The sequence below is a fragment of the Arthrobacter sp. TRD_SC_6 genome, from assembly GCF_055361185.1.
In genome coordinates this window covers 1,180,974-1,206,440 of sequence record NZ_CM143953.1, presented here as the reverse complement: position 1 = coordinate 1,206,440, position 25,467 = coordinate 1,180,974, and the positions used below count along the sequence as shown (strand labels likewise).

The following is a 25,467-nucleotide window of genomic DNA, read 5'->3' as shown; positions in this document are numbered from 1 at the left end:
CGCAAAGCGCCGATGAGCGGCAGGATCGCGCGCTCACACACACGATCCTGCAACCCACCGGCGCGTTACTTCACTGTGCGGAAGCTGCTACGGCCTTGCGGCGAAGAAGCTTACGCACTCCCCCTGGTTCCGGAAGACCGGCCTGGTGCTGGTCGCCCAGCCGCCGCGCTTGCACTGGTCCTTACTGGTCAGGATGGTCTCGCCCGCGTTCTCATCGACGGTGAACACCACCCGGTAGACCTTTTCGGTACCATCCGGTGCGGTAACGGTCACGACGGCGGTCAGGTTGCCCGCGCTCGCCTGTTCCACCTCAACCGAGGCTGCTGAGTCGAGCGGCACCGCCGAAACCACCGGCAGATCCCCAGGGGCGATGGTCGCCGAATACTCAGTGACCGCAGGGTCGAACCCCTCCACCTGCACCTGGTCCACAAGCAACCTGCCCAGGTCCGCCAACCCGGCGTCCGCGAGCCGTGAGCCTGCGATCACCACTTCGGACACCTTCGTGTAGGAGGCAGCAGTATCGAGCGAGACCCGGATTCCCCGCGTCTCGACCGGATCCAGTGACACAGTCGTCGGAGAGCTGGTGGTGAGCCCCGAGACGGTGCCGGCCGAAGTTTGCTGCCACGCGCCGTCGTCGTCGAGGTACTGAACGGTGAGGCTTCTCGGCGCCCTCTCGAACGGCGAAATGGTTACTGAATCCACCGTGTACGCGTCTGGGAAGGAGTACGTCAGCGAGTCACCACTGCGACCGCCGCTGACCCAGTTGGACCAGCGTGTTGCTGAGTTGCCGTCGCACGTGTTCTCCGGGCGGTAGTTTCCTTCCGTGTACGACGCCGTCACTACCGTTCCCGGAGCCTCGCGGCAGATATTTGCGACCTGCACGCGCTCCACCACCAGGACGGTGAGCGTGGCCGGCAAGGTACCGCCGCTCACCGCTGCCGTTCCCGGTACGGTGAGGGATCCGGTGGGCTCAAGCGCGGCGTCGTCCACTGCGCTGAAGTCCCACGTAACCGGAAGTGGATTGCGTGCGGGGCCAGTACCGATCTGCCCTGGAACAGTCTCCGGGGCGACGTCCTCGAGCTCCGCCCGCGACGTTCCTGCCTCAACTGTCACTGACACCGGATCCGTGGCTACGTACTCGCCGACTGTCACCACTACTGAAGCATCATTGAAATGCTGACCGTAGATGTCGGTTCCAGAGCCCAAGAGGGTCACCTCGCCGGCAGTGTCCCACGCGCCGTCGTCAGCGCTCTGCCACTCGACGGCTACGGGTTCGCCGCGTCCCGCGGGGTACAGGGGAATCACAGTCTCCGGCAGCTCCGGCTCGACCCCTATTTCGGTGCTGACGTACGCCTGCTCGGTCCCGGTGAGCACCAGGTCGGCAACGTCCTCGAACGCCCAGGCCTGGTTGGGGTTGCTCCGCGCTGTCGCGGTCGATCCGCTCGGAGCAGCAAGAGTGATACCGGCCGCCCCTGCCTGCAGGGTGCTCGCTGCGGCTGCGTTGACGAGTGTCCATTGATTCCCGTTTTCGGTGCTCACAATCCACTGTGCGGCCGGGTTGGCCCGGGCTTCCTCGACGCTGGAGTCAAGGATCGATGCAGTCCCGGTTGAGGTTCCGGTGATGATCCCGCCCGCACCCGCCAGCACTCCTCCGGCGCCGTTGGATACAACCCAACGCTGGTCGTGGGAGTACGTATCCTCCGGGTCCACTGCGTGGAAGGTCCACTGCTGGGCAGGAACAGCGCCCGACGTCGTCGCCTTGGGTTCCGTGGTGACTGCGCCATTGCGCGCGGCAAGGTACTGACCGCTCGATTCTCCGGGCACGTGGTAGGTGGATCCGTCCTTCACCGGCGCTGCGGTGTCAGAAACACCGCTCACGCCATCGATCAGGAACGTCACTACGGAGGCGGCGGGAATTTCAAGCGTGGCTGTCTTCGCCTCGCGGTCAACCGCAACGGGCTCCCCCTCGACCAGCGCGTTGCGTTCGATGTCCTCAAGCGGTGACTTGGTGGTCACGACGGGCGTGACTGTGGCGCCGTCGTCGATCGCTCCGAAGAGACTGAGGTCGACCGTGACAGTTTCAGCAGCGGCGGTGTCGTTGAAATGAACCAGGGTGGCACCGGTGCCGTCGGCGCGCAGGGCGCTGGCGGTTTTCGGGTCATTGTTCTGGATGAGGAAGTCGCCGGGCTGGATGTAATGGGTGAAGTTACGGGTGGTGTTGTATTTCTGGTTCGTCAGCACCTTGCACTTCGCTGCTTCCTGGCTGTCGCCGTCGTTCAGGCGGCGGTTGGAGAAGCCCTCGCGGCCCGCGTAGTTGCAGTCGAAGTCGATGTAGATCGAACCCCAGCCCTTGTCCGCCTTCTCCTGCTTGTACGTGTCCTCGACCGGCTGCCAGAACACCCACGCGTCCGGTTCCAGTTCACGGAGATCATTGACCATGCGGGAGGCGATACCCAGGCCGTTGGTAATGTTCGAGCGGTCCCAACCGCTCCTCGAATCGCCAAGGGCAGTATTGCCTGTCCAGAAGCCGCCCACCTCGCTCATCCAGAGCGGGAGTTGCTCCGCCTTGGCGAGGTCACGGACCCGACGTCGGTCGTTGGTGCCGTAGGTGTGCACGTTGAGCTGCTCGACGGCGTCCTTCGCCTCCGCGCTGTAGCCGTTCCAGTTGGTCATGAATTTCGCCGGGTCGGTCTCGTCCATGGCGGAGATGACGGCGCCGGTGGTGCTGGTGTCCCGCTGCAGCTCGGCATCGAGGTGCTTGATGATCCGGTCCTGTGCGGCCGGGTAAATGAGCGCACCCTCCTGCTTCTGGGTGTACGACGCCGGCGGCTTGCCGGTTGCGGCGTCAATGTCAGTGCCCCAGTACCCGGAGTTCGGCTCGTTGAAAGGGTCAATGGTGTCCACGCTGATCCCGCTACCCTTTTCGAGCAGCTCCACGGACCGTGCCATGTACGCCGCGAACTTCTCCTCGGCTTCCGGTAGCAGGTTTTCGCCCTTCCGCCGGTTGTCCTGTCCGGACACGTATCCGCTGCGGGTCATGAACCAGGGCGGAGAGTTGCTGAAGGCTTCCCAATGGGTGATCTGGTCATCGGCGGCCAGGCGTTCGACCCACCAACGCTGGGTCAGGTCGGCGTCCGGGTTGTAGGAGGCGTCGTCGTAAGGGTCCCATTGCTCCAGGAACGCCAGCTTGTTCGCCTGGCCTGGATCCACCGATCCGTCCGGGTTATAGAGGTTGGACAGTACCGGTGTCTCGGCGGTGGCTTCGGTGACTGGATTCCACCAGCCCTCTACAGCGCTTCCATCGTGCAGGTAGTCCGCGACGTCCGAAGCGTGGCCGCCGCCCACGTTGTAGCGGGCCAGGTTCAGGTTGAGCCCTTCCTTGCTGAACACCTTCTGGTACAGATCCTCACGCAGCTGGTCCGGGTAGCCGGCCGTCGCGTTCGCGAACCAGACCAGGCTGGTTCCCCAACCCTGGAATGCGTCGGTACGGCTCGCGGGATTGGGCGTGATGGTTACGCCGGTCGTGTCAGCGTGGGCCGGAGTCTCGGGAGCCACCGGCAGGGCGACGAGCCCTGCGGTAGCGAAGGCAGCGGCGGCAAGCACCGTTGTGCCTTTCCATCGGCGCGGGTGGAACGTCATGGCAACCTCTTTGTTGTGGGGCGAGTGGTCCCGGCCAACGTATGTGACCTGCCGCACACTACTCAACGCCTTCGAACAGCTCCGAACGTCATCGGTCAGACTCGATCACGGGGGTCTTGGGGGAGCTCATGGTTCAAGTAAGGGCGCCGGTCCTAGCCGGGATTCACCACCAGGTCAGCCCGGTCCCTCGTCCCTGCGATGAGCCGCGCATTCGGCTCGTCGACAAGGTCAACCCACTCCTCCGCGGCATCGCGTGTTTTGCCGAACGCGACGTGCCGCTCGATCAGCCGATCGATCCGCAGGCTTTTGTTGGGCTGCTCGCAGTACCAGACCTCAGTGCACTGAGCCCTCACCTCGCACCAGCCGGGACGATCAAGCAGCAGATAGTTCCCTTCAGTGATGATGGTGTCCGCCGTCGGGTACACCGGAACGGCGCCGGCGACTGGCTGCTCGATGGTCCGGTCAAAGCCGGGAGCGTAGATCACCGAATCACGAGGCCCGTGGAGCCGCTGCAGGAGTGCGGCGTAGCCATGCGCGTCGAAAGTCTCGGGAGCGCCTTTACGGCCTAAAAGGCCCTGGCGGGAAAGTTCGGTGTCGGCCAGATGGAACCCGTCCATGGGCACGTACGCGAAATGCTGGCGCTCGCCAGCCGGTTCCTCCCGGTTCAGGCGAGCGACCAGCTGCTGAGCGAGGGTGGTCTTGCCTGCTCCCGGGGGCCCGGCAATCCCGAGCACCACCACACCCCCCTGCGCACGAAGCAGCTCAATCCGGGACGAGAGGTCAGCGAAGCCCACGGAGCTATCCTGACACGGGCACCCCCGCGCGGGGGTCAGGCCTTCCCGAGCTCCGCCGAAAGCGCGTAGGAACCATTGCTCCACACGATGAACAGCAGCGGAGCTGGAATCAGCGCGATGCCGAGCACCGGCTGCACCATGGCGGCCCCTGCCACAATCCCGAGCAGGGCAAGCGCCGCCAAGCTCAGGTACCAGCGCCGCACGGAGATATACAGCGCAGCCTTCGCGAGGTGCCTCAGCCGCGCACCGGGCAGCAGCACGGAGCCGGCCACAGCCTGAACCGAGACCGCCACCACGGTAGCCATGGCCAGTACCAGCACGGGAATCAGCACGGCGCCTGCGGGCAGCGCCGCCACCAGCGCAAGGTCAACCCCCAGAACAGCAAGCACGACGACGGCGGCAAGACCCGCGAGCGCCGCTCGCCTGAATGACGCCCGGTACCCGGCAAGGAAGGTCGCGAAAGGGCGGCTGACCGTCTCTTCTCCCCGCAGGGCGTTGAACGCGGCGAACGCGCCGGCCAGTGACGGGAGCACTGTCAAAGACAACGCGAGAAAGAATGGCCAGGACGCCACTGGGTCCGCCACCGCGTAGAAGAAGAAGACCAGGGGCAAGTTCGTGACCGCCAGCAGCACGTTGACGGCCAGGAACGTGTAAACGAAGGCGAAGATGCTGGCATAGGTCTCGAATCCCAGGCCGGCCCGCCGCCGTCGTGCTTGTTTGCCTTCTTGCTGCCCTCTGTGATGGTCCTGCGCCAGGGTTGTCACCCCTTCATTCCGCTCGTTGCAATGCCCTGGATGAAGTATCGCTGACCGAGCAGGAAGATGATCAGGATCGGGATGATGGAAATGACCGAGCCGGTCATGATCATCGCAAATTCAGCGTCAAACTGGCCAACGAAGGAACGGAGGCCCAGCTGCACTGTCCACAGCCGGTTGCTGGTGAGGTAGATGAACGGACCCATGTAGTCGTTCCAGGTGCTGACGAAGGTCAGCAGCGCCAGCGATGCCAGTGCGGGCTTGGAGAGCGGCAGGATCACCCGCGCCCAGATCCCGTACTCGCTGAGGCCGTCGATGCGGGCGGCTTCGCACAATTCATCCGGAATGGTCATGTAGTACTGGCGCATCAGGAACACCCCGAAGGCACCGAATGCCTGCAGCAGGATCAGCGACCAGAATGTGTTCGTCAGGCCCAGGTTCTGCATCATGATGTACTGCGGCACCATGTAGGCCTGCCACGGCACGGCAATGGTCGCGATATACCCGAGGAACAGCGCGTCACGTCCCGGAAAGCGGACCTTCGAGAACCCGTAGGCAGCCAGCGATCCGGTCAGTACCTGCAGGAACGTGATGATCACGGCCAGGTACATGGTGTTCTGGATGTAACCCATCATGGGAATGCGGGTCCAGATGTCTGTGTAGTTGCTCCAGACGAAATCCTCGGGGATCCACTGGATGGGTACGGTGAACACCTGGTTGTCCTGCTTCAGCGAGGATGAGAGCATCCACGCAAACGGGATCAGCAGTGCTGCGACAAGGATGATCAGCGCCGTGTAGCAGGCGATGTTCACCCGCCGCAGTTTGCGCTCCTTCGGGCTGTGCCTGCGCTGTTCTGCCCGGTCCTCCTGCGGCAGCACAGGGGCCAGCGCCGCCTCGGTCTTGAGGTCTTCTGTCATGTTGGTCATCAGCGTTCCTTCCGCTGCTGCAGTTTGAATTGCACAACCGTCACGGTGAGCACAATGAGGAAGAGGACCAGCGAGATCGCGGACGAGTAGCCGAAGTTACCCTGGCTGATGCCCTCCTGGTAGATGAGCTGCGACAGCACCGTGGTGGACCGTCCGGGCCCGCCGTCAGTCATGACAACGATCAGGTCGAAGACCTTGAAACTGGACACCGTCAGCATCACGAGGACAAAGAAGGTGGTGGGCCGCAGGCAGGGAACCGTCACGTTCCAGAACCGCTGCCAGGCACTGGCTCCGTCAACCTCGGCGGCTTCATACAGTTCCGACGGGATGGCCTGGAGGCCTGCTAGGTAAAGGATCATGTAGTAGCCCATGTCCCGCCACACGCTGGTGATAATGACGGCGGGCATGGCCCAGTCCGAGCTGGAGGTCCAGCCAGGCGGGTTCGCGATGCCGATGCCCTCGAGAACCTGGTTGATGGGACCGGTGGTCGGGTTGAACAGCATGTTCCACACCACGGCCACAGCAACCAGCGAGGTGATGTACGGGAAGAAGATGGCTACCCGAAAGAAGCCAAGACCCTTCAGTTTGCGGTTGAGCAGCATTGCAAGCATCAAGGCAAGTGCAAGAGTGAGCGGAACATGGCCGAGGGTGTAGCCCACGGTGTTGGTGAGCGCTATCCAGAACGTCTCGTTGCCGAGCATCTCCTGGAAGTTGCGCAGTCCCACCCATTCGGGCGAGGAAAAGGAGTTCCACTCCATGAACGCCAGCCCAAATGCCGCGAAGACCGGGATCAGCGTGAATGCGAGGAAGCCCAGGAAGTTGGGAAGGATAAAGGTCCACCCGGTCAGGGTGGTGCGCCGGGCCTGTTTGCGGTTGCCCTGTGAGCGGATCTCCGGCGGGGAGGATTTGCGGCTTCGCAGTGTCTGGGTAGTCATGGTGTGCACCTTCTCCGTTGAGGCGCCGCCGGAAACCGGCGGCGCCCGCGCAGATTTAGTTCAGTACTTCGCTTTGGACGCGGGTGCCCATATCTGAAAGACCCTGCTCAACTGACTTCTCTCCGACCATGATGAGCTCGTGTTCCTCGGTGAGGACGAGGTCAACGTCGGAAGCGAATTCGCTGACGGGCATCTCGAGCGCCGTTTCGTCGGGGGTGAAGGCAGCCTTCGCCACTTCGTCAGTGGGCAGGCCCTCCAACTGGAAGTAGGCTTCGGTCACTTCCTCGGTCTGCAGCGCGGGCACGACGCCGATCTCGGCGATCGTCGCCGCCCCGCCTTCCCCTGCAGCCCAGGTGATGAAGTCTTTCGCTTCCTGGCTGCGTTCAGCGTTCTTGTTCACCGCGAAAGCGGTGGGTGAGCCGAAGGTCGATACGTCCTCGCCCTCCGAGACCTGCGGCATGGGTGCCAGTCCCCAATTGAAGTCAGCCTCGCCGGCTTCCTGGGCGGCAACCAGGGCCGCGATGTACCACGAGCCCATCGGCAGCATTGCGGTCTGCTGGGTCTCGAACATTGACTGGTAACCGGTCTGCTGGCTCATCGCCGTCGCCCAATCCAGCGCTGCGCCCTCTTCCTGCAGGTCGAGTGCCATTGAGTACTGGTCCTCGAAGAAGCCGTACTCACCGCCGATCAGGTCGCCGTCGTTCTGTGCCGCCGAGATCGCCTGGATCACCGAGCGCCAGTAGTGGTGGTAGGTGCCGTAGACCTTGTCACCCTCGCTGCCGCTGGTGAGTTGCTTGGCCGTTTCGGCGTACTGATCCCAGGTCATCCGCTCGGGGTACTCGACTCCAGCGGCGTCGAACAGGTCTTTGTTGTAGTACATCAGCCAGAAGTCCTGGCGGTACGGTGCTGCGAAGTAGCTGCCGTCAAGATCGAATGCGTCGAGGCTCGCGGTGTTCTCCGTGTCGAGGGATTCGACGACGTCGTTGATCTCGAGTAGCTGCCCGCGGTTGGCGTACCGGGAGTAATCGGTGACGTTCTTCATGGTGAGCACGTCGGTGGTGTCGCCTCCGGCCAGCATGGTGGTGACCTTCTCGGCGTAATCGTCGGCGAGGATGTCAACGTGCTGGATGTCGATGTCCGGGTTGGCCTCCTCGTAGGCGGTGAACAGGGCCTGGAACTCGGGCGTCCCTTCGTAGTTCCAGACGGACACGGTGAGCGGGGTCTTTCCTTCCGCTGCACCTTCCTCGGACGGTCCGGCGGCTCCGCCGCATCCGGTGAGGGCCAGGACGGCGGCGGCCGCCGTCGCCGCGGCTGCGAGTACGTTTCGCTTCATTGCGGTTCTCCTTGTGGTTTTTCCCAGCCGCTTGGCGGTGGGAGGGCAGGTACTGGTTGCGGTTATTCGGGCAGGTGAAATGAGGTGGTGCGCTGGCCGGGCCAGTGGACTGTTGGGGTGCCGGCCGCGAACGTGAGCCTCGGCGTCTGGGAGAGCATTTCGGAGGTTCCGAGCCCGACGGCGGCTGCGTGCCAGCGGCCGGGCGTTGGTTCCGGTTCGCTCAGGGAGGGAACCCGCGTGCGCTCAGCGAGCGGCGTGGCGTCGGTGTACTGACGCGAGCCGGGAGTGCCCAGGCCCACCAACGGAACCACAACTGTGTCGAGGTTCGAGCCTTCCGTAAGCGCCCAACCACCGACGGTCAACACTCCGAGCGGCTCCTCCCCGGGCCCTGGAGCGCGGTCGATCCGAACCAGCCGGACCTCCCACACACCCTTCGCCGCAGAAACGGTAGTGACGGGAGCGCCCCGGCGCACTGATCCACTCAGTCCCGAACCGTGATGCGTGTCCGTGGGGTCCGGATCGACCCAGTGCGTCGCGGCCCTGGAGGCACCCAGCCGGGCGCCGCCGTCGTCGTCGTCGTCGTCGTTCTCGCCGTCGTTCAGGACCACGATCTCCAGCGTCCGGAATCCGGTGCGGTGGCTTGGATTGCCGTCTGCGTCAGCCAGCGTGACGGACATGTCGAGTGGTTTGAGTTCGCCCTCGCTGTCCATGACCGGGGAGGTTGCGGTCGAGTAGCCGAGCCGCGCATACAAGGGCGAGTCGGTGGTTTCCGCGCCCTCCTCCGCATGGTCGGTGCCGTGGTTGATCACGCGCACGACGCCGTCGGCCCGGGTTCCGCTGACCAGCCAACCGGGTGCCGCTGCGGTGAAGGTGAAGTCGCCCTCTTCGACCGGGAGCGGCTGCTCGACGGCGGTCCACACTGCGTGGTCGGCTGGGAGCGCGAGCCCGAGCAGGCCCTTGGATGCCCAGTACGGCGATCCGGGTCCGGAGTAGGACTGCGCGAGCTGCCGCCACTCATGGTGCCAGCCGAGCGTCAGCAGGCCCTCGGCGTCGGGTGCTCCCCTGTCCGCGAAGTGACGGACGATTCCGCTGGCCGCGCGGCGTAAAAGGCCGGGCTCGACGGCGGTGCATCCGGCGAGCGCCCCACCCCAGAAGGGTGCCGCGGCGGCAAAGCGGTAGATCAGGCTGCGGCCCTGGATGAGCGGTGAGCCGTCAGCGCCGACCAGGCGGACGGCGTCGGGCAGGAAACGATTCAGGTGGGCGGTGTCGCGTTCGCGGCGCGAAAGTCCGGGGCCGTCGTCGTGCCCTGCCATCCGGTGCCACAGCGCCGGGTAGAGGTGGAGGGCCCAGCCCGCGTAGTGGTCGTAGGCGCGCTTGCTGCCGTCGCTGTACCAACCGCCGTCGCGCACGAAGGTGTCGTGAAGGGCGAGGTCTTCGTCGATGTTCGCCTGGCTGTAGTCAGCACCGACCGACTTGAGGAACTGCTGGACCACGATGCGGAACCAGACCCAGTTGATCGGCGGATACTCGGCATCCGTGGTGAGGGAAAACCAGTTGACCAGCTGTTCCTGGACCGTACTGTCCAGACGGTCCCACAACCAGGGCCGGGTCATGTCGAGGACAAGGGCCAGTGCGGCGGCCTCCACCTTGGCCTGGCCGTGCTCGTCGGGACGTACCCAGCGTTCCGGGTTGGCCGGATCTGAGCCGTGGCGCAGGCCCTCGGCGTACCACTCGGCCAGGTTCAACGGGTCCTTGCCGTGCTCACCCGCGAGGCGAAATCCCGCGGTGAGGAACGTCCGTGCGAAGCCCTCGAGCCCGTCGATCGCCTGACCATATCCGCCGGCGCGCCCCGGCGGTGTAATGCGGGCGTGGGTTGGGCTTGCCCACTGCTGCACGCCGAGGAGCATGGAGTCCGCGAGCGCGGCGTGGTGTTCGCGGGTCCAGCCTGTGTACGGCGAGAGGTCCCGGTCCAGAGCGGGAAGAGTCAGCTGCATCATGCGCTCAACCCGAGATCTTCCATGAGCACCCGGGTCTCAAGGGCCTTACCGGAGAGGTGGCGTTCCAGCTCATCGAGGGCGGCATCGGACATCCGGCGGGTCTCGGTGCCCAGCGACCCGGCGATGTGAGGGGTCAGCATGACGTTGGGCAGGTCATAGAGCACCGAGCCGGCGGGCAGCGGTTCCGGTTCGGTGACGTCGAGGATTGCCTGGATCCGACCGGTCAGGCACGCTTCCTCAAGCGCCTTTGTGTCCACCAGCGAACCCCGGGCGGTGTTGATCAGGGTTGCGTGGTCTTTCATCGCCGCCAATTGGGCGGCGCCGATCATGTGGAGGGTTTCGGGGAGTTCGGGTGCGTGGATGGTTACGATGTCTGCGACCGGCAGCATCGCTTCAAGCGTGACGAGGCGGGCGCCCGCAGCCGCTACCTCTTGCGGGTCCGCATACGGATCGACCACCAGGCACTGCGCATCCTGAAGGTGTTCCATGAGCTTGACCACCCTCCGCCCGATCCTGGAGAACCCGACGACGCCGATGGTGCGGCCGATGTTTCCGAGGTCGCCGTGGTTGTTGAGGTAGGACCAGTCCTCACGGTGCGCCCGGGCGTCATTAGCCAGGAACTGCGCTTTCTTTCCCGCAAGCAGGATGGAAGCGAAAGTGAACTCGGCGACCGGAAGCGCGTTGGCATCAGCGGAATTGGTGATGAGGATGTTCCGCGCCCAGAGCTCCTCGCTGACGAAGGCCCTGATTGTTCCGGCGCAGTGGAAAATGGCTCGGAGGTTCGGAAGCGCGTTCAGGCGCTCGGCGGTCAGGCGGGGTACACCCCAGCTGGTGATCAGGATTTCCACCTCGGCAAGCCGCTGCTGTAATTCCGGAGAGTCGAGGGAATCAGTCCAGACGGGCTCACCGAGCGCCACCAGGTTCCCGAGCCGCTCCAGCCGCGAGGAGTCGAACTGGTCGGTGAAGGTCTTGCGATCCATCACCACCAGCGCCTCGGGTTTGTTCGTCATTGAAGCGGTCCTTTCGATGTGCTCGATGCCCGGCGGGGTGTGCCTTGCATCACGTTCGGAACCAGTACATACTCGGACTCGACGTAAAGCAATCAAGCTTTTCGAATTCGATCCGAAACGAACATGTTCAGTCACTCGACCTCCGTGACCGCCCCGCCATTACGGTCGGGGTGGGGCGCCGCTGCAGATCCCGAGAGCCTCCAGCAGAGCCTTGCAGGTGCCCGCACCCGCCTCGAACGCCGGTGGCTCGACCGCGGGCTCACCCTGCCCGGCGCCCTGCGCTCCCGCGCGGAAACCGAGTTCGGGACCCCCTGGCCTCAACCCCTGGCGTCCCACTACACCCGGTACTTCCGCGACGGCAACCGGACGGCCTACGAGGACCTCATCCGGGAGCGCCAGGATCGTCTGACCCGCGCCACGCTGATGGCCTGGCAAAGCCCTGGTCGTCTGGACTGGCTTGATGAGGTGGTGGACGGAGCGTACTTGCTGTGCGAGCAGAGTTCGTGGAGCTGGGCCGCCCACGATGACGTCTTCACCCGCAAGCGGCAGATTGTCCCGGACCGCGATGACCCCTACCTCGACCTCGGCGCAGGGGAAGTCGCCGCACAGCTGGCGTGGGTCGACCTGCTCCTTGGACACCGACTGGATGAACGGGCACCCGGCATCCGCCAGCGGATCCGATCAGAAACGAACACCCGCGTCCTCAGTCCGTTCCTGAACCGCCTCGACTGGCACTGGCTGGGACTCGACGGCGACGTCCACAACTGGAATCCGTGGATCCACTCGAATCTCCTCGCAGCGGCGCTGATCATCGAGCCCAGCGCTGGGCGCCGTGCGCGCCTGGCGGCCCGGGTGATCGAAGGACTGGACCGCTTCCTCGATGCACTCCCCTCCGACGGCGCAGTTGATGAGGGATTCGCGTACTGGTGGAATGGCGCGGGCCGGGCACTGGAAGCACTTGAGCTGCTGGAGGAAGCGACCGGCGGCGAACTGGCCGCTGATCTGCCGATCACCAGGGCAATGGTCGGCTTTCCCCATCGCATGCACCTCGGCGGGCGGTTCTTCCTGAACGTGGCCGACGGTCCCGGCAAGGCCTCCGATACCCTGCCGTGGGACCTGCTGCACCGCTGGGCGCAACGTCTGGGCGACGACGACGCCCGCCGCCACGCCCGCGCGATGATGGCCCATGAGCCGCCAACCGACGCCGGGCTCCTGCGGGCGATGCGCGCGGTGAGCGCAAGCGCCGTCGGGAGCTCCACTCCCCCATTGACCGCTTTCAGCTACTTCGAGTCGGTGCAGGTCATGGTCGCACGGGAAACCGAGGGAAGCGCGCGCGGCCTCACCCTGACGGCCAAGGGTGGCCACAATGCCGAGCATCATAACCACCTGGACCTCGGCTCCGTGGTTGTAGCGGTGGACGGCACTCCCCTCCTGGTGGACGCGGGACAACCCACCTATACGGCGCAGACTTTCGGTACCGACCGGTACTCCATCCGGGCCATGCAAAGCGTGTGGCATTCCACCCCGGCCCCGTGGGGTCTGAGCCAGCGTGCCGGCAGGGACTTCGCCGTCGTCGTCGTGCGCCCGCCCACCGCCGCTGAACCGGTCATGGTCCTGGACCTCGGGGGCGGCTATGAGCTGACCGCGGGTTCATCCTGGCGCCGAACGGCAGCGCTGGAACCGGGCGCCGCACAGATCACCGACGAGTGGCGCCTACCAGCGCGTCCCACGGGCGCCGCGGACGACGTCGACATTCACTATCTGCTTGCCGGTCGCCTTGGGGCCGTGGAACCCGGGAAGGCGACGGTTCTGCCGGAGGGGATTCCCGGCGTCGTCGGCGGCCGTGCGGCGGAGCTGACGTGGGACGCGAAGATCGCTGATGCGCTGGCTGAGCGCTGGGAACTGGATGACCCACTGCTTTCGGACGTATGGGGCAGGCGGCTGACCAGGCTGACATTCCGGGTGAAGGCGGAACACCGTGCGGACGGACGGTTTGCCCTGACAGTGAAGGTGCGCGATGAGTAAGAACGAAACCCCACCGGCAGGGCGGTCCATGTTCTCCCTGCAGCGGCGTGAACGGCTCATGGACGAGTTGCGCGCGCACGGCTCGGTCACGGTACGGGCGATCGCAGCCGAACTCGGGGTGAGTGAACTGACCATCCGCCGGGACGTCAACGCGCTCGCTGAGCAAGGTCTCGTGTCCCGGGTCCACGGTGGCGCCGTTCTGCCGAGCCCGCTCGAACGGGGTGCTTCCGAACAGCTCACCGGCAACCGGCACACGTTCGGCATGGTGGTCCCGTCATTGGATTATTACTGGCCGCAGGTGATCAGTGGTGCCCGCGCTGAAGCCGAAGTGCAGCGGGTGCGCCTGGTGGTGCGCGGTTCCGCGTACGACGCTGAGGACAACCGGCGCCAGGTTCAGGCCCTGCTCGCAATGGACGGGATCAGCGGAATCATCGTTGCGCCTGATACTTCCGGCGAGGCTGGCCACGATCTGCTTCGCTGGCTCAACTCAGTGCCTGTCCCGGTGGTGCTGGCTGAACGGCGCTCCCCGACGGTCATTCCGGCGCACCGTCTCGAGTGGGTGGCGACCGACCATGCGTTCGGTGCAGGGATGGCCGTCCGGCATCTGTGGCAGGAAGGGCACCGGGTGATCGGGTGCCTCACCGACTCGGAGAGCCCCACCAGCCGGCACGTTGTGCGGGGATGGAAGCAGGCCGTCACTGCGCTCGGTATTTCAGAGACTGCCCTCCACGCCGATTCGGCAGGTATGAAGGACAACGGGCTGCGCACCGGGCACTTCGACAGCGTCATGGACCAGTGCAGGGAGACCGGCACGACCGCCCTGTTGGTGCACTCCGATACGCAGGCCGTGGCGTTGGTTCAGCACTGCCGCGACCTGGGGATCAGCGTTCCCGGCCAGCTTGCTGTAGTGGCGTACGACGACGAAGTCGCCTACCTCGCCGAACCCGCCATCTCAGCGGTTCGCCCACCGAAGCACTACGTTGGGCGCGTGGCCGTCCAGCTGCTGGCCGCCCGCATTACCGAGGGCCGCCGTCGTCCCGTCCACCGGCTTGAGTTGAACCCCGACCTGATCGTGCGCGATTCCTCCCTCGGAACCCCACACCCAACCCCTACGGAAGTGAGCCTCCCATGACTACCGCACTCATCCTCACCGGGACCGGCCGATACGCGGACCCGTGGCACCCCTTTGCCGAAACTTCCGCTGCGGTCGCGGGGCTCCTCTCGGAGCGCGGCATCGACGTAACCACGGCCGACGACGTCGACTCCACCCTTGAGCGCTTTCAGGACGCCTCTTCGTGGCCTGATCTGCTGGTGGTGGATGTGGGGCTGCCGCGCGATGGCGGCACTTCGCCGGGCACGGAGGCCGCCGCTGCCGGGCTGGATGCGTTCATTGCCGGTGGCCGTCCACTGCTGGCCCTTCACGCAAGCTCGACGAGTTTCACCGGGTCCGAGGCCTGGGAGACGGCCCTCGGCGGGCGCTGGGTGCGCGATGTGTCCATGCACCCCGAATACGGGCCCGCGCACATCCTGCTGGATGGATCCTTTGCGGTGGGCGTTCCGGATTTCACGGTCGACGACGAACGGTACAGCTGGCTGCGTACCTCGCCCGACGTCGTCGTGCACGCCCGCCACGAACATGAGGGCCACCTGCACCCGCTGATGTGGTCGCTCGAGCGGGATGCATCGTCCGGGAGGGCGCGGAGCTTCTACGACGCACTGGGCCACGACGCGGCGTCGTACTCCTCGCCGGAGCGGCGGGAACTCCTGGTGCGGGCGGTGGACTGGCTGCTGGCGTAGGCGCTTTCCCAGCCTCCGCAGGCGAACCCTCGCAGGTATGAAGCGCTTCGTCCTGAGCCTGGCGTTCGGCGTGCTGGCGGGATTGCTGCTGCTGCCGATCGGGGAGCGCGGCGGCTGTCCGTCCGGCGGCGGGTGCTACTCGACACCGTTCTCACTGGTCGGTCTGCCCACCCACTGGTTGGCCGCTGTCGTCGTCGTTCCGCTCGCTGCGCTGCTCACGTGGTGGCTGTATCCGCGCTGGCAGGACCGCCATATGGGCCCTTAAAGGGAGTGGCAGTAATTTAGCGATAGGCGTCTTTCCTGCCACTGTTGCCGCAGTGCGGGTGAGAGCACGATCGATGTATGGAAATCATCGTCGTACTCATTGTTGTCGCCGCACTCACAGCGGCTGTTCTGCGGGCTATCCGCTCGGACGGGGCGGGCCGCACGCCGCTCATCACGTCCCACTCGGGATGGGGAAGTGACGCCCTTCCAAGCCGCTCGTACTCAGACCTCACGGCAGAAGGTTCGTAGCCATGTCACTCCTGATCATCCTTGCCATAACGGTCGTCATCTTCGCCGTCATCGGCCGCAACTCAACTCCCGCCCGCGAGCGGCTCCCGATCCGATCCTGGGGCGTCCGCGGGCTAGCCCGGAACGTGTGGCTTGGGCTTGTGGTCTGCTCAGCTGACTCGCAGCGGGAACGCACCCTGGAGGAAATGTTCCGCTCCTACCGCTGAGTTAGCGGTCACATTGTTACGTGCTGGATCCCCGTTATGGCGCGGATCCAACCGTAAACGGCTAGATTGGTGTCGATCGCGCTGGGCGTTTGGGGGACGCCTTCGAACCATGATGCCAACGGAAGTTGCCGATGAGTCCCAGCCTGGTTCCACCCCACCACCTCGCACTCCGCCGCCCTTCCTCCACGCCACTGGATGTGTCCTTCGTGAACCTCCATGCCGGGCGCGTGCGGAACCTCAACCTGGACGTCAAGGCAGGCGAAGTCCTTGCCTTCGTAGGGAACGACGACGACGGCGCCTCCACCCTCCTGCGCGCCGCCGCCGGGCTCGATCACCCGCAGTCAGGCGAAGTACTTGTAGGCGGCGAGCCGGTCCGCCGCACTGACGACCGCTGCTCGTGGACGCCCCGCGACGTGGAGCTCCAGGCAGCCCACTCACTGCAGGCCAACCTGGCCCTCGGTCTCCGCAAGAGTTCCAGCGCCAGCGAGGCGAAAGCAAAAATCGCCGAGCTCCTCGACCTCGCCGGACTTCACCGGTTCGCCAAACTCCTGCCCACTGAGGTCACCGCCGAGATCGCCCGCCGGGCCGCACTGGCCCGTGCCATGGCTGGCACGCCAGGCGTGATACTGCTCGACAACCCATTCGCCGCCGTCGAAGGCGCCGCCCGCAACGTACTCCACACCGTGCTGCAGACCCTTCACCGCGCGCTGCCCACCACAGTGCTGCTGGCAACCAACAGCATGGATGAGGCTCTGCGCCTCGCAGACCGGGTGGTTGTGTTGGGCAAGACCACCGCCGATGATGTCTGCACCATCCTCCGCATCCACGAAGGTGAACGGAACAGCGGTAGAAGAGTTGCCGTCGGAACCACTTCCACATTTCTGCACCCGAGCCGAATCCGCGAATTCGCAGTCGCATCTGAGGAACCGGAGGTGTAAACTAGTAAGCACACTTACGGTCGGATAGCTTGCATTCAGTGAGTTGACGCCCCGTGGAGTGGTGCTGCTAAGCGCAAGTCGCCCAAGCAGCGGTTGGAGAACCCCATGAGGAGCACTAATTACCGTTTCGGGCCCATAGCGGCCGTGGCGCTGATCGTCGGGGTAACGTTCACCGCTGTTCCGTCCGCGAACGCTGATCACAAGCCAGGTCACGAGTCAGATCATGGGCGTTCGCCGACCTCGCCGGCCACCCTGAGTGAACCGCCGCCGGAGCCCGATCCGGAGCCCGCGCCACCTGCACCGCCGGTAGAGCCGCCCGCATCCGAACCACCTCCCGCCCCTGCCCCGCCTGCGCCCGCACCCGAACCGCCCGCGCCAGAGCCACCCGCACCCGAACCGCCTGCGCCCGCTCCCGCGCCAGAACCACCCGCACCCGAACTGCCTGCGCCCGCTCCCGCGCCAGAGCCACCCGCACCTGAACCGCCCGCACCAATCCCCGCGCCGGTGGAGGGTCCAGCAGTTCAGATCCCGGAGCAATTTGTTATTGAGCCCGTACCCGCACCGGTGGTTCCCGTTCCGGTAGTTCCTGTCCCAGCAGAAACGATTCCCGAGGATCCTGAGACTGCAAAGAAATCGGCAGAGCCGATCATGCCCCCGTTCGCTCTGCCGCCCTTCGCCTGGGCGCCAGGGTACGTTGCACCGACGCCCTCTGAGTCACCTGACTCCGGGATACCCGCCGCCGGAAGCGACGCTCCGGAGGTGGCTTCAATCAACTCCCCGCCGGTCAGCGGGATTGCCGCCGCGCTGATGATCCTACTGGCCGCGGCGGCGATCACGCTCGCAAGGCTGTCCAGAGGTCCGAAAGGTGTCAGGGCGCCGTAACGGCGGCTGAAAAGGGGTTGGCAAAGACACCGTCGGGATCAAGGTGGTGAACGAGCCGCCGGAAGTCGTCGAGCTTTGGGTACAGGGCTTGGAAGTCGTGGCTCGAGGGCGTGAACAGCTTCCCCCAATGCGGCCGCGCGTCAAACGGCTGCAGCGCCGCCTCGATCTTCGGTAGCAGCGCTTCGACCGCAGGCTGGTCCTGAACCCACGTGAAGTGCAGCCCGACGGCGTCGGTACCATAACTGGAACTCAGCCACAGTGCATCCGCTGCCACCGTGCGGATCTCGTTCACCTGCAGCAGCGGGGCAATTTCCGCGCTCAGCTCCCGCACCGCCAGGATGGCCGCAAGAGCATGGTCGCGCGGTATCAGGTATTCGGATTGCAGTTCCACACCATTACTCGGGGTGAAATCGAGCTTGAAGTGCGGAAGCCGGTTGTACCAGGGGCCAGCGACGCCAAGCTGCGGCGTGCAGCCAATCGGCGGGAAGCCGGGCAGCGGGTGTCGCTCAGCGTCGGCGCGTACGGCGCCGAACAGCGTCTTCGGCAGCGCAGCGTCGCGATCCGGCCGCCGTTTCACCCAGACGGAGTCGGCAACGTCGGCATCCCGCCACGTCGTGAAGACGCTGACGCTGTAGGCGGCACCGGTGACGCTGTCGAAATTCTCGATCAGCGCGTCAATCGGCAGTCCCTCAAAAACAGTCTGCTCCACCTCGAACGCCGGCTCGGCCTGAAGCTCGAGCTGTGTCACCACCCCTAGCGACCCTAGGTTGATCACGGCGCCCTCGAACTCGGCATCCCCGGCCCGGAACCGCACCAGCTCACCGTGCGCCGTGACGAGTTCAAGCCCGACGACGGCGGCAGCAAGGCTGCCGTTCCGGTCACCTGATCCGTGGGTGCCGGTCGCGACAGCCCCGCCCACCGAAATGTGTGGGAGCGACGCGAGGTTGGCCAGTGCGAGGCCATGCCGTTCGAGTTCTGAAGCCAGTTCTCCGTAGCGGATCCCTGCACCCACGGTCACCGTCGAGGCTTCCCTATTCACCATGACGGGCCCATCCAAGGCTGCCGTTGAGAGCAACTCGTCAGTTCCGTCGGCAATGGTGTTGAAGGAGTGCCGGGACCCGAGCGCCCTGATGGACCTGGCTGCGGCAACGATCCGCCGAACCTCATCCACCGACGTCGGCTCGTGAACTATGGACGCGCCGTAGGCGAGGTTTCCTGCCCAGTTTGTGCCGACGTCGTTCGCCATATTTGTGGTCCTTTTCTTTTTCTCATTCGAAACAGCAGGACACACCCCTTTAGTCATGCAATGAGGGGTGTGTCCTGACAACTCATCCAACGGAATGTGTCTACTTCAGGGCGTTGGACGCCTTGCGCTTGTTGAATACGTCGAAGGCCACTGCGAGCAGCAGCACCATGCCCTTGATGAACTGCTGGTAGTCGGTGCCGACGCCCAGCAGGGACATGCCGTTGTTCAGCACACCCATGATCAAACCGCCGGTGATCGCGCCGATCACGGTGCCGACTCCACCGGTGACCGCAGCGCCACCGATGAACGCGGCAGCGATGGCATCCAGTTCGAACAGGTTGCCGGCGCCCGGACCCGCAGAATTGAGGCGCCCGGTGAAGACCAGGCCGGCAAGCGCTGCAAGGACACCCATGTTGACGAAGAGCATGAAGTCGATGCGCTTGGTGTTGACGCCCGAGAGCTGGGCCGCCTGCAGATTGCCACCGCGTGCATAGATATGGCGGCCGAACACTGCCCGGTTCATGACCAGGCTGTAGGCAACCGCGAGGATACCGAGGAGAACGAGGACGATGGGCGTTCCGCTACGCGAACTGGCCAGGAGGAAAGTGAGTCCGAGAATGACGACCACGCCGAACCCGAGCTTGGTGAAGAACCAGGCCTGTGGTTCGGTCTCGAGGTTGAGCCGAGCACGGGTGCGCCGTCCACGGATCTGGCTGATGACCAGCAGCACTGCGGCAATCACGCCAAGGCCAACGGTTGTCCAGTCGAGGAGGTTCGTGGCCGCCGGGAACAGTCCCGGGAAGAGGAAGCCTCCACCCAGCTGGCGGTACTCGTCCGGGAAGCCGCTGATGCGCTGGTTCTCCAGGGTGATCTGCGTGAGACCACGGAAGATGAGCATGCCGGCCAGCGTGACAATGAACGCCGGTATCCCGACGTAAGCCACCCAGAAACCCTGCCAGGCTCCTACGAGTCCGCCGATGATCAGGGAGGACAGCATGGCAAGCCACCATGGGAAACCCCAGTCCTGGATCATCACACCGGACATCGCCCCGACGAAAGCCGCAACGGAGCCGACCGAGAGGTCGATGTGCCCGGCGATGATTATCATGACCATGCCGATGGCCAGCAACAGGATGTAGCTGTTCTGGACGATGATGTTGGAGACGTTGTCCGGCTGCAGCAATGCACCGCCGGTCAGGGCTTGGAACAACCCGACAATCACGAGCAGTGCTACGAAGATGCCGATCTGGCGGAGCCTGCCGGTGAGGAACTGGGCGGCGTCCTTGACGCTCGAGGCCATCGGTTAGTCCTTTTCCTTGGTCATGTGTTGCATGAGAATTTCGGGGGTGGCCTCGTTGATGGGCACCTCAGCGGTGATCGTCCCCTCGGCCAGGGTGTAGATGCGGTCGCAGATACCCAGCAGTTCCGGCAGTTCGGAGGAGATCACAATGATCGCCTTACCCTGCGCGGCGAGGCGGTTGATGATGGTGTAGATCTCGTACTTGGCGCCTACGTCAATGCCGCGGGTCGGTTCATCCAGGATGAGGACATCAGGATCCGCGAACATCCACTTGGACAGCACAACCTTCTGCTGGTTTCCGCCCGAGAGCTTGCCTGTGACGGCTGCGACGGACGGCGCCTTGATGTTCATGGATTTGCGGTAGTCATTGGCGACGATCGTTTCCTTGTCACCGTCCACCCAACCGCGGGGGGCGAGCTTGTTCAGCGCAGCCCCGGAGATGTTCCGCTTGATGTCATCAAGCAGGTTGAGTCCGTAGCGCTTCCGGTCCTCCGTGGCATAGGCAATGCCGTGCTTGATTGCCGCGCCCACGGACTTCGCCTGGATCTGTTGACCGTTCTTGTACAGGCTCCCGCTGATGTTGGAACCGTAGCTCTGGCCGAAGATGCTCATCGCGAGTTCGGTGCGGCCAGCGCCCATGAGCCCGGCGATGCCAACAATTTCCCCTGCCCGCACCGAAAGGTGCGCGCGGTCAATGATGACCCGGGAGTGCTCCTGGGGGTGGTGCACGGTCCAGTCCTCCACCCGGAACACTTCATCCCCGATCTCCGGTGTGCGGTCCGGGTAACGGTTGGCCATGTCGCGACCCACCATTCCCTTGATGATGCGCTCCTCGGTCACGGAACCGTCGTGCAGGCTCAGTGTCTCGATGGTGCGGCCATCGCGGATGATGGTTACGGAATCGGCGATCGCGCGGATTTCATTGAGTTTGTGGCTGATGATGATGCAGGAGATGCCTTCGGAGCGCAGGTCACTGACCAGCCCCAGCAGATGAGCGGAATCCTCATCATTCAGGGCGGCGGTGGGCTCATCGAGGATGAGCAGCTTGACGTCCTTCGAAAGCGCTTTGGCGATTTCCACCAATTGCTGCTTGCCAACGCCGATCTCATTGGCCCTGACCGTCGGGTTGAGCTTCAGCCCCACCCGGCTGAGCAACGCGGCTGCCATGGTGTTGGTCTCGTTCCAGTCGACGAGGCCATTTTTGGACCGTTCATTGCCGAGGAAAATGTTCTCCGCGACAGAAAGGTAAGGCGACAGCGCAAGCTCCTGGTGGATGATTACCACGCCGTGGTGTTCGCTGTCCTTGATGTCACGAAACTCGACGGTTTCGCCCTCAAGGACGATATCGCCGTCATACGTGCCGTGGGGGTAGACCCCCGAGAGCACCTTCATGAGCGTGGACTTGCCTGCACCGTTCTCGCCGCAGATTGCGTGTACTTCGCCGCGCGCCACCTCAAGGGTGACGTCCTGCAGGGCCTTCACACCAGGGAACGTCTTGGTGATGCCCCGCATCTGGAGAACATTTTCTTTCATGATGCTTCCTTACATCGAACAAAAGGTGCCGCTGTGGCCGGCAGCGCAGGCCGCCGGCCACAGCGTTTTTCAGGAACTGTCCTACTGGACTTCCTCAGCGGTGTAGTACTCGCTGTCGATGAGGACTTCCTCGTAGTTGTCCACAGTCACGATCTGCGATTCGAGCAGGAAGGACGGCACAACCTTCTCGCCGTTGTCGTACGTCTCGGTGTCGTTGACCTCGGGCTCTTCACCCGTCATCAGCGCATCGACCATGCTGACGGCCTGCTTGCCGAGCTCACGCACATCCTTGAAGATCGTGGAGTACTGCTCGCCGGCGACGATCGACTGGACCGAGCCAACCTCAGCGTCCTGGCCGGTCACCACGGGCAGCTCATCCTTTGCGTAACCACCCGAAGTCAGCGCCGAGATGATGCCGATCGACAGGCCATCGTACGGTGACAGGACGCCCTCGAGCGTTTCTCCGCCACCCACGGTGAGGAGGTCCTCCATGCGGTCCTGGGCTGTGTCGGGGAGCCAGCGCAGGATGGCTGCCTGCTCGAACTCCGTCTGGCCGCTCGGTACGCGCAGAACGCCGCTGTCCAGGTACGGCTGCAGTGTCTCCATTGCGCCGTCCCAGAAGAAGGTGGCGTTGTTGTCATCGGGGCTACCAGCGAAGAGTTCGACGTCGAACGGGCCTTCTTCGCCCGTCTCTTCACCGTTCTCATCGAGAATTCCCAGGCCGGTCAGCAGCGAGGTTGCCTGCTGTACTCCGACCTCGAAGTTGTCGAACGTGGTGTAGTAATCCACGGTGTCGGACCCGTTGATGAGCCGGTCATACGCGATGACCGGGATGTCCTGGCTCTCGGCGGTGTCCAGCACGCTGGTCAGCGTGGTGCCGTCGATCGACGCGATGACCAGGGCCTTCGCGCCGCCGTTGATCATGTTCTCGATCTGGGAGACCTGTGTGGGGATGTCGTCGTTGGCGAACTGGAGGTCAACTTCGTAGCCCAGTTCTTCCAGCTGGCTCTTGATGTTTTCACCATCGGCGATCCAGCGCTCGGACTGCTGGGTCGGCATGGCAACACCGATACGCGCGCCTTCATTCGAGCCCTCCTCGGCACCTTCGCCAGCGCCGCCGCCACCACGGCTGCCTCCGCAGGCCGTCAGTGAGAGCGCCAGCGCGCTGGCAGCAGCTACGCCTAAGATCACATTTTTCTTCATGGCATTCCTTCCTTTTCCGGGCACCTGCGCCCGAAACCTGCGTTCCGCCCACTGAAGCGGGCGAAGCCTGACGCAGAAACTTATGACCGTTCACATCGTCGTCACCCTAGACCTTGAGCAGGCGAACAGGCAGGTAAAACGATTGTTATACGTCCGTGACGAACACGGCGCCGACCGCTACAGTTTTTGCGCCAAGCGGTAGTACGCCGCGTTCCAGCGCAGCTCACGCTGGAACTCACGTAACGTCGTCGTGCTGTCGATCCGCAGCAGTTCCGTCCCGGCGATGTCCGCGAAGTCCTCGAAAACATCGAGCCCGACGGCGGTGCTCATGACCGTGTGGTGCGCAGCGCCCGCGCTGAGCCAGGCCGCAGCGCTCGTTGCGAGGTCCGGCTCCGGCTTCCATACCGCGCGGGCGACCGGCAGGTTGGGCAGCGGTGCGTCAGGCGGGACAACCTCGACGGCGTTGGCGGTGAGGCGGAAGCGGTCACGCATGTCGGACATCGCGACGACGACGGCGTTCCCTGCGTCCGTGTCGAACACGAGCCTCACGGGGTCTTCCTTGCCGCCAATGCCCAACGGATGCACCTCGAGCGTTGGCTTGGAGGTGGTGAGGGTGGGGCAGATTTCCAGCATGTGCGCGCCGAGGATCTTTTCCTCCCCAGGCACCAGGTGGTACGTGTAGTCCTCCATGAGCGACGCGCCGCCCGGCAGCCCGGCACCCATGACCTTCGCGGCCCGGACCAGCACGGCGGTTTTCCAGTCACCCTCGGCACCGAACCCGTAGCCGGCCGCCATCAGGCGCTGGACAGCGAGCCCCGGAAGCTGGCGGAGTGCACCCAGGTCTTCGAACGTCGTCGTAAACGCACCGAATGAGCCTGCTTCGAGGAAGGACTTCAGCGCCAGTTCCTGCCTTGCGCCGTAGCGGAGGGACTCGTGCCGCTCGCCTCCGCGCCGAAGCTCGGGGACGACGTCGTACGTTTCCTCATACTCCACGGCCAGCGCGTCGACGTCGGAGTCTGACTGCTCCTCCACAGCCTTGACAAGGTCGTTGACGCCCCACGTGTTGATGGAAACGCCGAAGCGCAGTTCCGCCTCGGTCTTATCCCCCTCCGTGACGGCAACGTTGCGCATGTTGTCGCCGAAACGGGCAACCTTCAATTCGTGCACTGCCGCCCACCCGGCAGCCGCTCGGGACCACGTGGCAATCTGCTCCTGCACAGCGGGGTTGGACACGTGCCCAACGACGGTCTTCCGCGCCACCGAGAGACGCGTCTGGATGTACCCGAACTCGCGGTCGCCGTGTGCGGCCTGGTTGAGGTTCATGAAGTCGAAGTCGATCTCAGCCCATGGAAGCTCGACGTTGATCTGCGTATGGAGGTGAAGCAGCGGCTTGCGCAGGGTGTCCAGGCCCGCGATCCACATCTTCGCCGGGCTGAACGTGTGCATCCAGGCGATGACGCCGATGGTGTTGTCCGTCGCGTTGGCTTCGAGCGCCATACGGCGGATTGAGGCGGAATCCTTGAGCGTGGGCTTCCAGACAACCTTCACGGGCAGGCCCTGCAACTGGCCGACAATCTGCTGTGACTGCTCAGCCACCTGGCGCAGGGTGTCCTCGCCGTAAAGGTCCTGGCTGCCGGTGAGGAACCAGATCTCGTAGTGGTCCAACGAGGTTTTCAGGGCAGTCATAGGGCGGCTCCGGTTTCTGCGGGCTTCTGCTGCCCGTACACGTTCTGATAGCGGTCAAAAAGCGATTCGATATGGCGCTGCTCGATGGGCAGCGCGTCCCCGAGCTGGCGGGAGATGTGGATGGTGCGTGCGACGTCCTCGAGCATGACGGCGGCCTTCACGGCGTCACGTGCGTTCTTGCCGATGGTGAACGGGCCGTGGCTCTGCATCAGCACCGCACGGGAGCGGTGGCCGGTGAGTGTGTCGACGATGCCTCGGCCAATCGAGTCGTCACCGATGATCGCGAACGGGCCTACGGGGATCTCGCCGCCGAACTCATCCGCCATGGCTGTGATGACGCACGGAATGGATTCACCGCGGGCAGCCCACGCCGTCGCATAGGTGGAATGAGTGTGGACCACTCCCCCGACGCGCGGCATGTGCCGGTACACGTACGCGTGGGCGGCGGTGTCGCTGGAGGGCGAACGTTCGGAACCGGGCGTACCCTCGATGACGTTGCCATCGAGATTGCACAGGATCTGGTTCTCGGGGGTGAGATCGTCGTAATCGACGCCGCTCGGCTTGATGACGAAGAGGTCCGTGCCCGGGACGCGGCCGGAGACATTTCCGCCCGTCCACACCACGAGGTTGTATTTGACCAGTTCGGCGTGCAGACCCGCCACGTCGCGGCGGACGGCATCAATGGCCTCGAGCTCTTTGTCGCTGAAGGTGGTCATGCGGTGAACCTCATTGTCCTGCGGGGAATCGCA

22 protein-coding genes are annotated in these 25,467 nt (G+C 64.4%); 8 read left to right on the top strand and 14 right to left on the bottom strand.

Features of this window, described 5'->3' with window-relative positions:
* Positions 1 to 87: 87 nt before the first annotated feature.
* The 8 genes from ACWA1U_RS05990 to ACWA1U_RS05955 all read right to left on the bottom strand — a co-directional run bounded on the left by ACWA1U_RS05990 (position 88) and on the right by ACWA1U_RS05955 (position 11,389).
* Complete coding sequence (locus ACWA1U_RS05990) at positions 88 to 3,639, bottom strand: discoidin domain-containing protein (protein ID WP_463724430.1); 3,552 nt, start codon at positions 3,637 to 3,639, stop codon at positions 88 to 90.
* Positions 3,640 to 3,791: 152 nt separating this feature from the next.
* The gene (locus ACWA1U_RS05985; protein WP_463724429.1) at positions 3,792 to 4,433 is read right to left on the bottom strand and encodes a nucleoside/nucleotide kinase family protein; all 642 of its coding nucleotides are present in this window, start codon (positions 4,431 to 4,433) and stop codon (positions 3,792 to 3,794) included.
* A 35-nt stretch (positions 4,434 to 4,468) separates the two neighbouring features.
* Positions 4,469 to 5,197: a DUF624 domain-containing protein gene (locus tag ACWA1U_RS05980; protein ID WP_463724428.1), complete on the bottom strand. Its 729-nt coding sequence runs from the start codon at positions 5,195 to 5,197 to the stop codon at positions 4,469 to 4,471.
* On the bottom strand, positions 5,194 to 6,114 hold the full coding sequence (locus ACWA1U_RS05975; RefSeq protein ID WP_463724427.1) for a carbohydrate ABC transporter permease: 921 nt from the start codon (positions 6,112 to 6,114) through the stop codon (positions 5,194 to 5,196). The genes ACWA1U_RS05980 and ACWA1U_RS05975 overlap by 4 nt, the downstream gene beginning before the upstream one ends.
* Entirely contained in the window at positions 6,114 to 7,049 is a 936-nt protein-coding gene (locus ACWA1U_RS05970; RefSeq protein WP_463724426.1) for a carbohydrate ABC transporter permease, read from the bottom strand. Before ACWA1U_RS05970 ends, ACWA1U_RS05975 begins: the two co-directional genes overlap by 1 nt.
* A 55-nt stretch (positions 7,050 to 7,104) precedes the next feature.
* Positions 7,105 to 8,382, bottom strand: coding sequence for an ABC transporter substrate-binding protein (locus ACWA1U_RS05965; protein WP_463724425.1), 1,278 nt, complete (start codon positions 8,380 to 8,382; stop codon positions 7,105 to 7,107).
* A 62-nt stretch (positions 8,383 to 8,444) separates the two neighbouring features.
* Complete coding sequence (locus tag ACWA1U_RS05960) at positions 8,445 to 10,379, bottom strand: DUF2264 domain-containing protein (RefSeq protein ID WP_463724424.1); 1,935 nt, start codon at positions 10,377 to 10,379, stop codon at positions 8,445 to 8,447.
* A complete protein-coding gene (locus ACWA1U_RS05955; protein WP_463724423.1) occupies positions 10,376 to 11,389 on the bottom strand; it encodes a hydroxyacid dehydrogenase in 1,014 nt (337 codons plus the stop codon). The genes ACWA1U_RS05960 and ACWA1U_RS05955 overlap by 4 nt, the downstream gene beginning before the upstream one ends.
* Before the next feature lie 144 nt (positions 11,390 to 11,533).
* Here ACWA1U_RS05955 and ACWA1U_RS05950 point away from each other — a divergent pair, with 144 nt between their 5' ends.
* From ACWA1U_RS05950 to ACWA1U_RS05915, 8 genes are all read left to right on the top strand, one after another.
* On the top strand, positions 11,534 to 13,414 hold the full coding sequence (locus tag ACWA1U_RS05950; protein WP_463724422.1) for a heparinase II/III family protein: 1,881 nt from the start codon (positions 11,534 to 11,536) through the stop codon (positions 13,412 to 13,414).
* Complete coding sequence (locus tag ACWA1U_RS05945) at positions 13,407 to 14,546, top strand: LacI family DNA-binding transcriptional regulator (protein ID WP_463724421.1); 1,140 nt, start codon at positions 13,407 to 13,409, stop codon at positions 14,544 to 14,546. The genes ACWA1U_RS05950 and ACWA1U_RS05945 overlap by 8 nt, the downstream gene beginning before the upstream one ends.
* A complete protein-coding gene (locus ACWA1U_RS05940) occupies positions 14,543 to 15,211 on the top strand; it encodes a ThuA domain-containing protein (protein WP_463724420.1) in 669 nt (222 codons plus the stop codon). Before ACWA1U_RS05945 ends, ACWA1U_RS05940 begins: the two co-directional genes overlap by 4 nt.
* A 37-nt stretch (positions 15,212 to 15,248) precedes the next feature.
* On the top strand, positions 15,249 to 15,476 hold the full coding sequence (locus ACWA1U_RS05935) for a hypothetical protein (RefSeq protein ID WP_463724419.1): 228 nt from the start codon (positions 15,249 to 15,251) through the stop codon (positions 15,474 to 15,476).
* Positions 15,477 to 15,553: 77 nt separating this feature from the next.
* Positions 15,554 to 15,724, top strand: a complete 171-nt coding sequence (locus ACWA1U_RS05930) for a hypothetical protein (RefSeq protein WP_463724418.1) — start codon at positions 15,554 to 15,556, stop codon at positions 15,722 to 15,724.
* Positions 15,725 to 15,726: 2 nt separating this feature from the next.
* The gene (locus ACWA1U_RS05925) at positions 15,727 to 15,930 is read left to right on the top strand and encodes a hypothetical protein (protein WP_463724417.1); all 204 of its coding nucleotides are present in this window, start codon (positions 15,727 to 15,729) and stop codon (positions 15,928 to 15,930) included.
* 131 nt (positions 15,931 to 16,061) lie between these two features.
* Positions 16,062 to 16,868, top strand: a complete 807-nt coding sequence (locus tag ACWA1U_RS05920; protein WP_463724416.1) for an ATP-binding cassette domain-containing protein — start codon at positions 16,062 to 16,064, stop codon at positions 16,866 to 16,868.
* Positions 16,869 to 16,973: 105 nt separating this feature from the next.
* The gene (locus ACWA1U_RS05915; RefSeq protein ID WP_463724415.1) at positions 16,974 to 17,750 is read left to right on the top strand and encodes a hypothetical protein; all 777 of its coding nucleotides are present in this window, start codon (positions 16,974 to 16,976) and stop codon (positions 17,748 to 17,750) included.
* Here ACWA1U_RS05915 and ACWA1U_RS05910 read toward each other — a convergent pair.
* From ACWA1U_RS05910 to ACWA1U_RS05885, 6 genes are all read right to left on the bottom strand, one after another.
* Positions 17,737 to 18,996: an FAD-binding protein gene (locus ACWA1U_RS05910; protein ID WP_463724414.1), complete on the bottom strand. Its 1,260-nt coding sequence runs from the start codon at positions 18,994 to 18,996 to the stop codon at positions 17,737 to 17,739. The two genes, ACWA1U_RS05915 and ACWA1U_RS05910, sit on opposite strands and share 14 nt — an antisense overlap.
* A gap of 100 nt (positions 18,997 to 19,096) precedes the next feature.
* Positions 19,097 to 20,296, bottom strand: coding sequence for a multiple monosaccharide ABC transporter permease (gene mmsB, locus ACWA1U_RS05905; RefSeq protein WP_463724413.1), 1,200 nt, complete (start codon positions 20,294 to 20,296; stop codon positions 19,097 to 19,099).
* Between the two features lie 3 nt (positions 20,297 to 20,299).
* Positions 20,300 to 21,829, bottom strand: coding sequence for a multiple monosaccharide ABC transporter ATP-binding protein (gene mmsA / locus ACWA1U_RS05900; protein WP_463724412.1), 1,530 nt, complete (start codon positions 21,827 to 21,829; stop codon positions 20,300 to 20,302).
* Positions 21,830 to 21,910: 81 nt separating this feature from the next.
* A complete protein-coding gene (gene chvE, locus ACWA1U_RS05895) occupies positions 21,911 to 23,032 on the bottom strand; it encodes a multiple monosaccharide ABC transporter substrate-binding protein (RefSeq protein ID WP_463724411.1) in 1,122 nt (373 codons plus the stop codon).
* Positions 23,033 to 23,209: 177 nt separating this feature from the next.
* Positions 23,210 to 24,718: an L-arabinose isomerase gene (gene araA, locus ACWA1U_RS05890; RefSeq protein WP_463724410.1), complete on the bottom strand. Its 1,509-nt coding sequence runs from the start codon at positions 24,716 to 24,718 to the stop codon at positions 23,210 to 23,212.
* Positions 24,715 to 25,434 (bottom strand): L-ribulose-5-phosphate 4-epimerase, encoded by a 720-nt coding sequence (locus tag ACWA1U_RS05885; protein ID WP_463724409.1) that lies wholly within the window; start codon positions 25,432 to 25,434, stop codon positions 24,715 to 24,717. The genes araA and ACWA1U_RS05885 overlap by 4 nt, the downstream gene beginning before the upstream one ends.
* Positions 25,435 to 25,467: the final 33 nt, after the last annotated feature.

Excerpts from the sequence above, each read along its gene's own strand:
- chvE (WP_463724411.1), bottom strand. The coding sequence starts at position 23,032 with ATGAAGAAAAATGTGATCTTAGGCGTAGCTGCTGCCAGCGCGCTGGCG.
- ACWA1U_RS05975 (WP_463724427.1), bottom strand. The coding sequence starts at position 6,114 with ATGACCAACATGACAGAAGACCTCAAGACCGAGGCGGCGCTGGCCCCT.
- ACWA1U_RS05970 (WP_463724426.1), bottom strand. The coding sequence starts at position 7,049 with ATGACTACCCAGACACTGCGAAGCCGCAAATCCTCCCCGCCGGAGATC.
- mmsB (WP_463724413.1), bottom strand. The coding sequence starts at position 20,296 with ATGGCCTCGAGCGTCAAGGACGCCGCCCAGTTCCTCACCGGCAGGCTC.
- ACWA1U_RS05940 (WP_463724420.1), top strand. The coding sequence starts at position 14,543 with ATGACTACCGCACTCATCCTCACCGGGACCGGCCGATACGCGGACCCG.
- ACWA1U_RS05945 (WP_463724421.1), top strand. The coding sequence starts at position 13,407 with ATGAGTAAGAACGAAACCCCACCGGCAGGGCGGTCCATGTTCTCCCTG.
- mmsA (WP_463724412.1), bottom strand. The coding sequence starts at position 21,829 with ATGAAAGAAAATGTTCTCCAGATGCGGGGCATCACCAAGACGTTCCCT.
- ACWA1U_RS05960 (WP_463724424.1), bottom strand. The coding sequence starts at position 10,379 with ATGATGCAGCTGACTCTTCCCGCTCTGGACCGGGACCTCTCGCCGTAC.
- ACWA1U_RS05990 (WP_463724430.1), bottom strand. The coding sequence starts at position 3,639 with ATGACGTTCCACCCGCGCCGATGGAAAGGCACAACGGTGCTTGCCGCC.
- ACWA1U_RS05915 (WP_463724415.1), top strand. The coding sequence starts at position 16,974 with ATGAGGAGCACTAATTACCGTTTCGGGCCCATAGCGGCCGTGGCGCTG.
- ACWA1U_RS05965 (WP_463724425.1), bottom strand. The coding sequence starts at position 8,382 with ATGAAGCGAAACGTACTCGCAGCCGCGGCGACGGCGGCCGCCGCCGTC.
- ACWA1U_RS05885 (WP_463724409.1), bottom strand. The coding sequence starts at position 25,434 with ATGACCACCTTCAGCGACAAAGAGCTCGAGGCCATTGATGCCGTCCGC.
- ACWA1U_RS05925 (WP_463724417.1), top strand. The coding sequence starts at position 15,727 with ATGTCACTCCTGATCATCCTTGCCATAACGGTCGTCATCTTCGCCGTC.
- ACWA1U_RS05930 (WP_463724418.1), top strand. The coding sequence starts at position 15,554 with ATGGAAATCATCGTCGTACTCATTGTTGTCGCCGCACTCACAGCGGCT.
- ACWA1U_RS05920 (WP_463724416.1), top strand. The coding sequence starts at position 16,062 with ATGAGTCCCAGCCTGGTTCCACCCCACCACCTCGCACTCCGCCGCCCT.
- araA (WP_463724410.1), bottom strand. The coding sequence starts at position 24,718 with ATGACTGCCCTGAAAACCTCGTTGGACCACTACGAGATCTGGTTCCTC.
- ACWA1U_RS05935 (WP_463724419.1), top strand. The coding sequence starts at position 15,249 with ATGAAGCGCTTCGTCCTGAGCCTGGCGTTCGGCGTGCTGGCGGGATTG.
- ACWA1U_RS05955 (WP_463724423.1), bottom strand. The coding sequence starts at position 11,389 with ATGACGAACAAACCCGAGGCGCTGGTGGTGATGGATCGCAAGACCTTC.
- ACWA1U_RS05910 (WP_463724414.1), bottom strand. The coding sequence starts at position 18,996 with ATGGCGAACGACGTCGGCACAAACTGGGCAGGAAACCTCGCCTACGGC.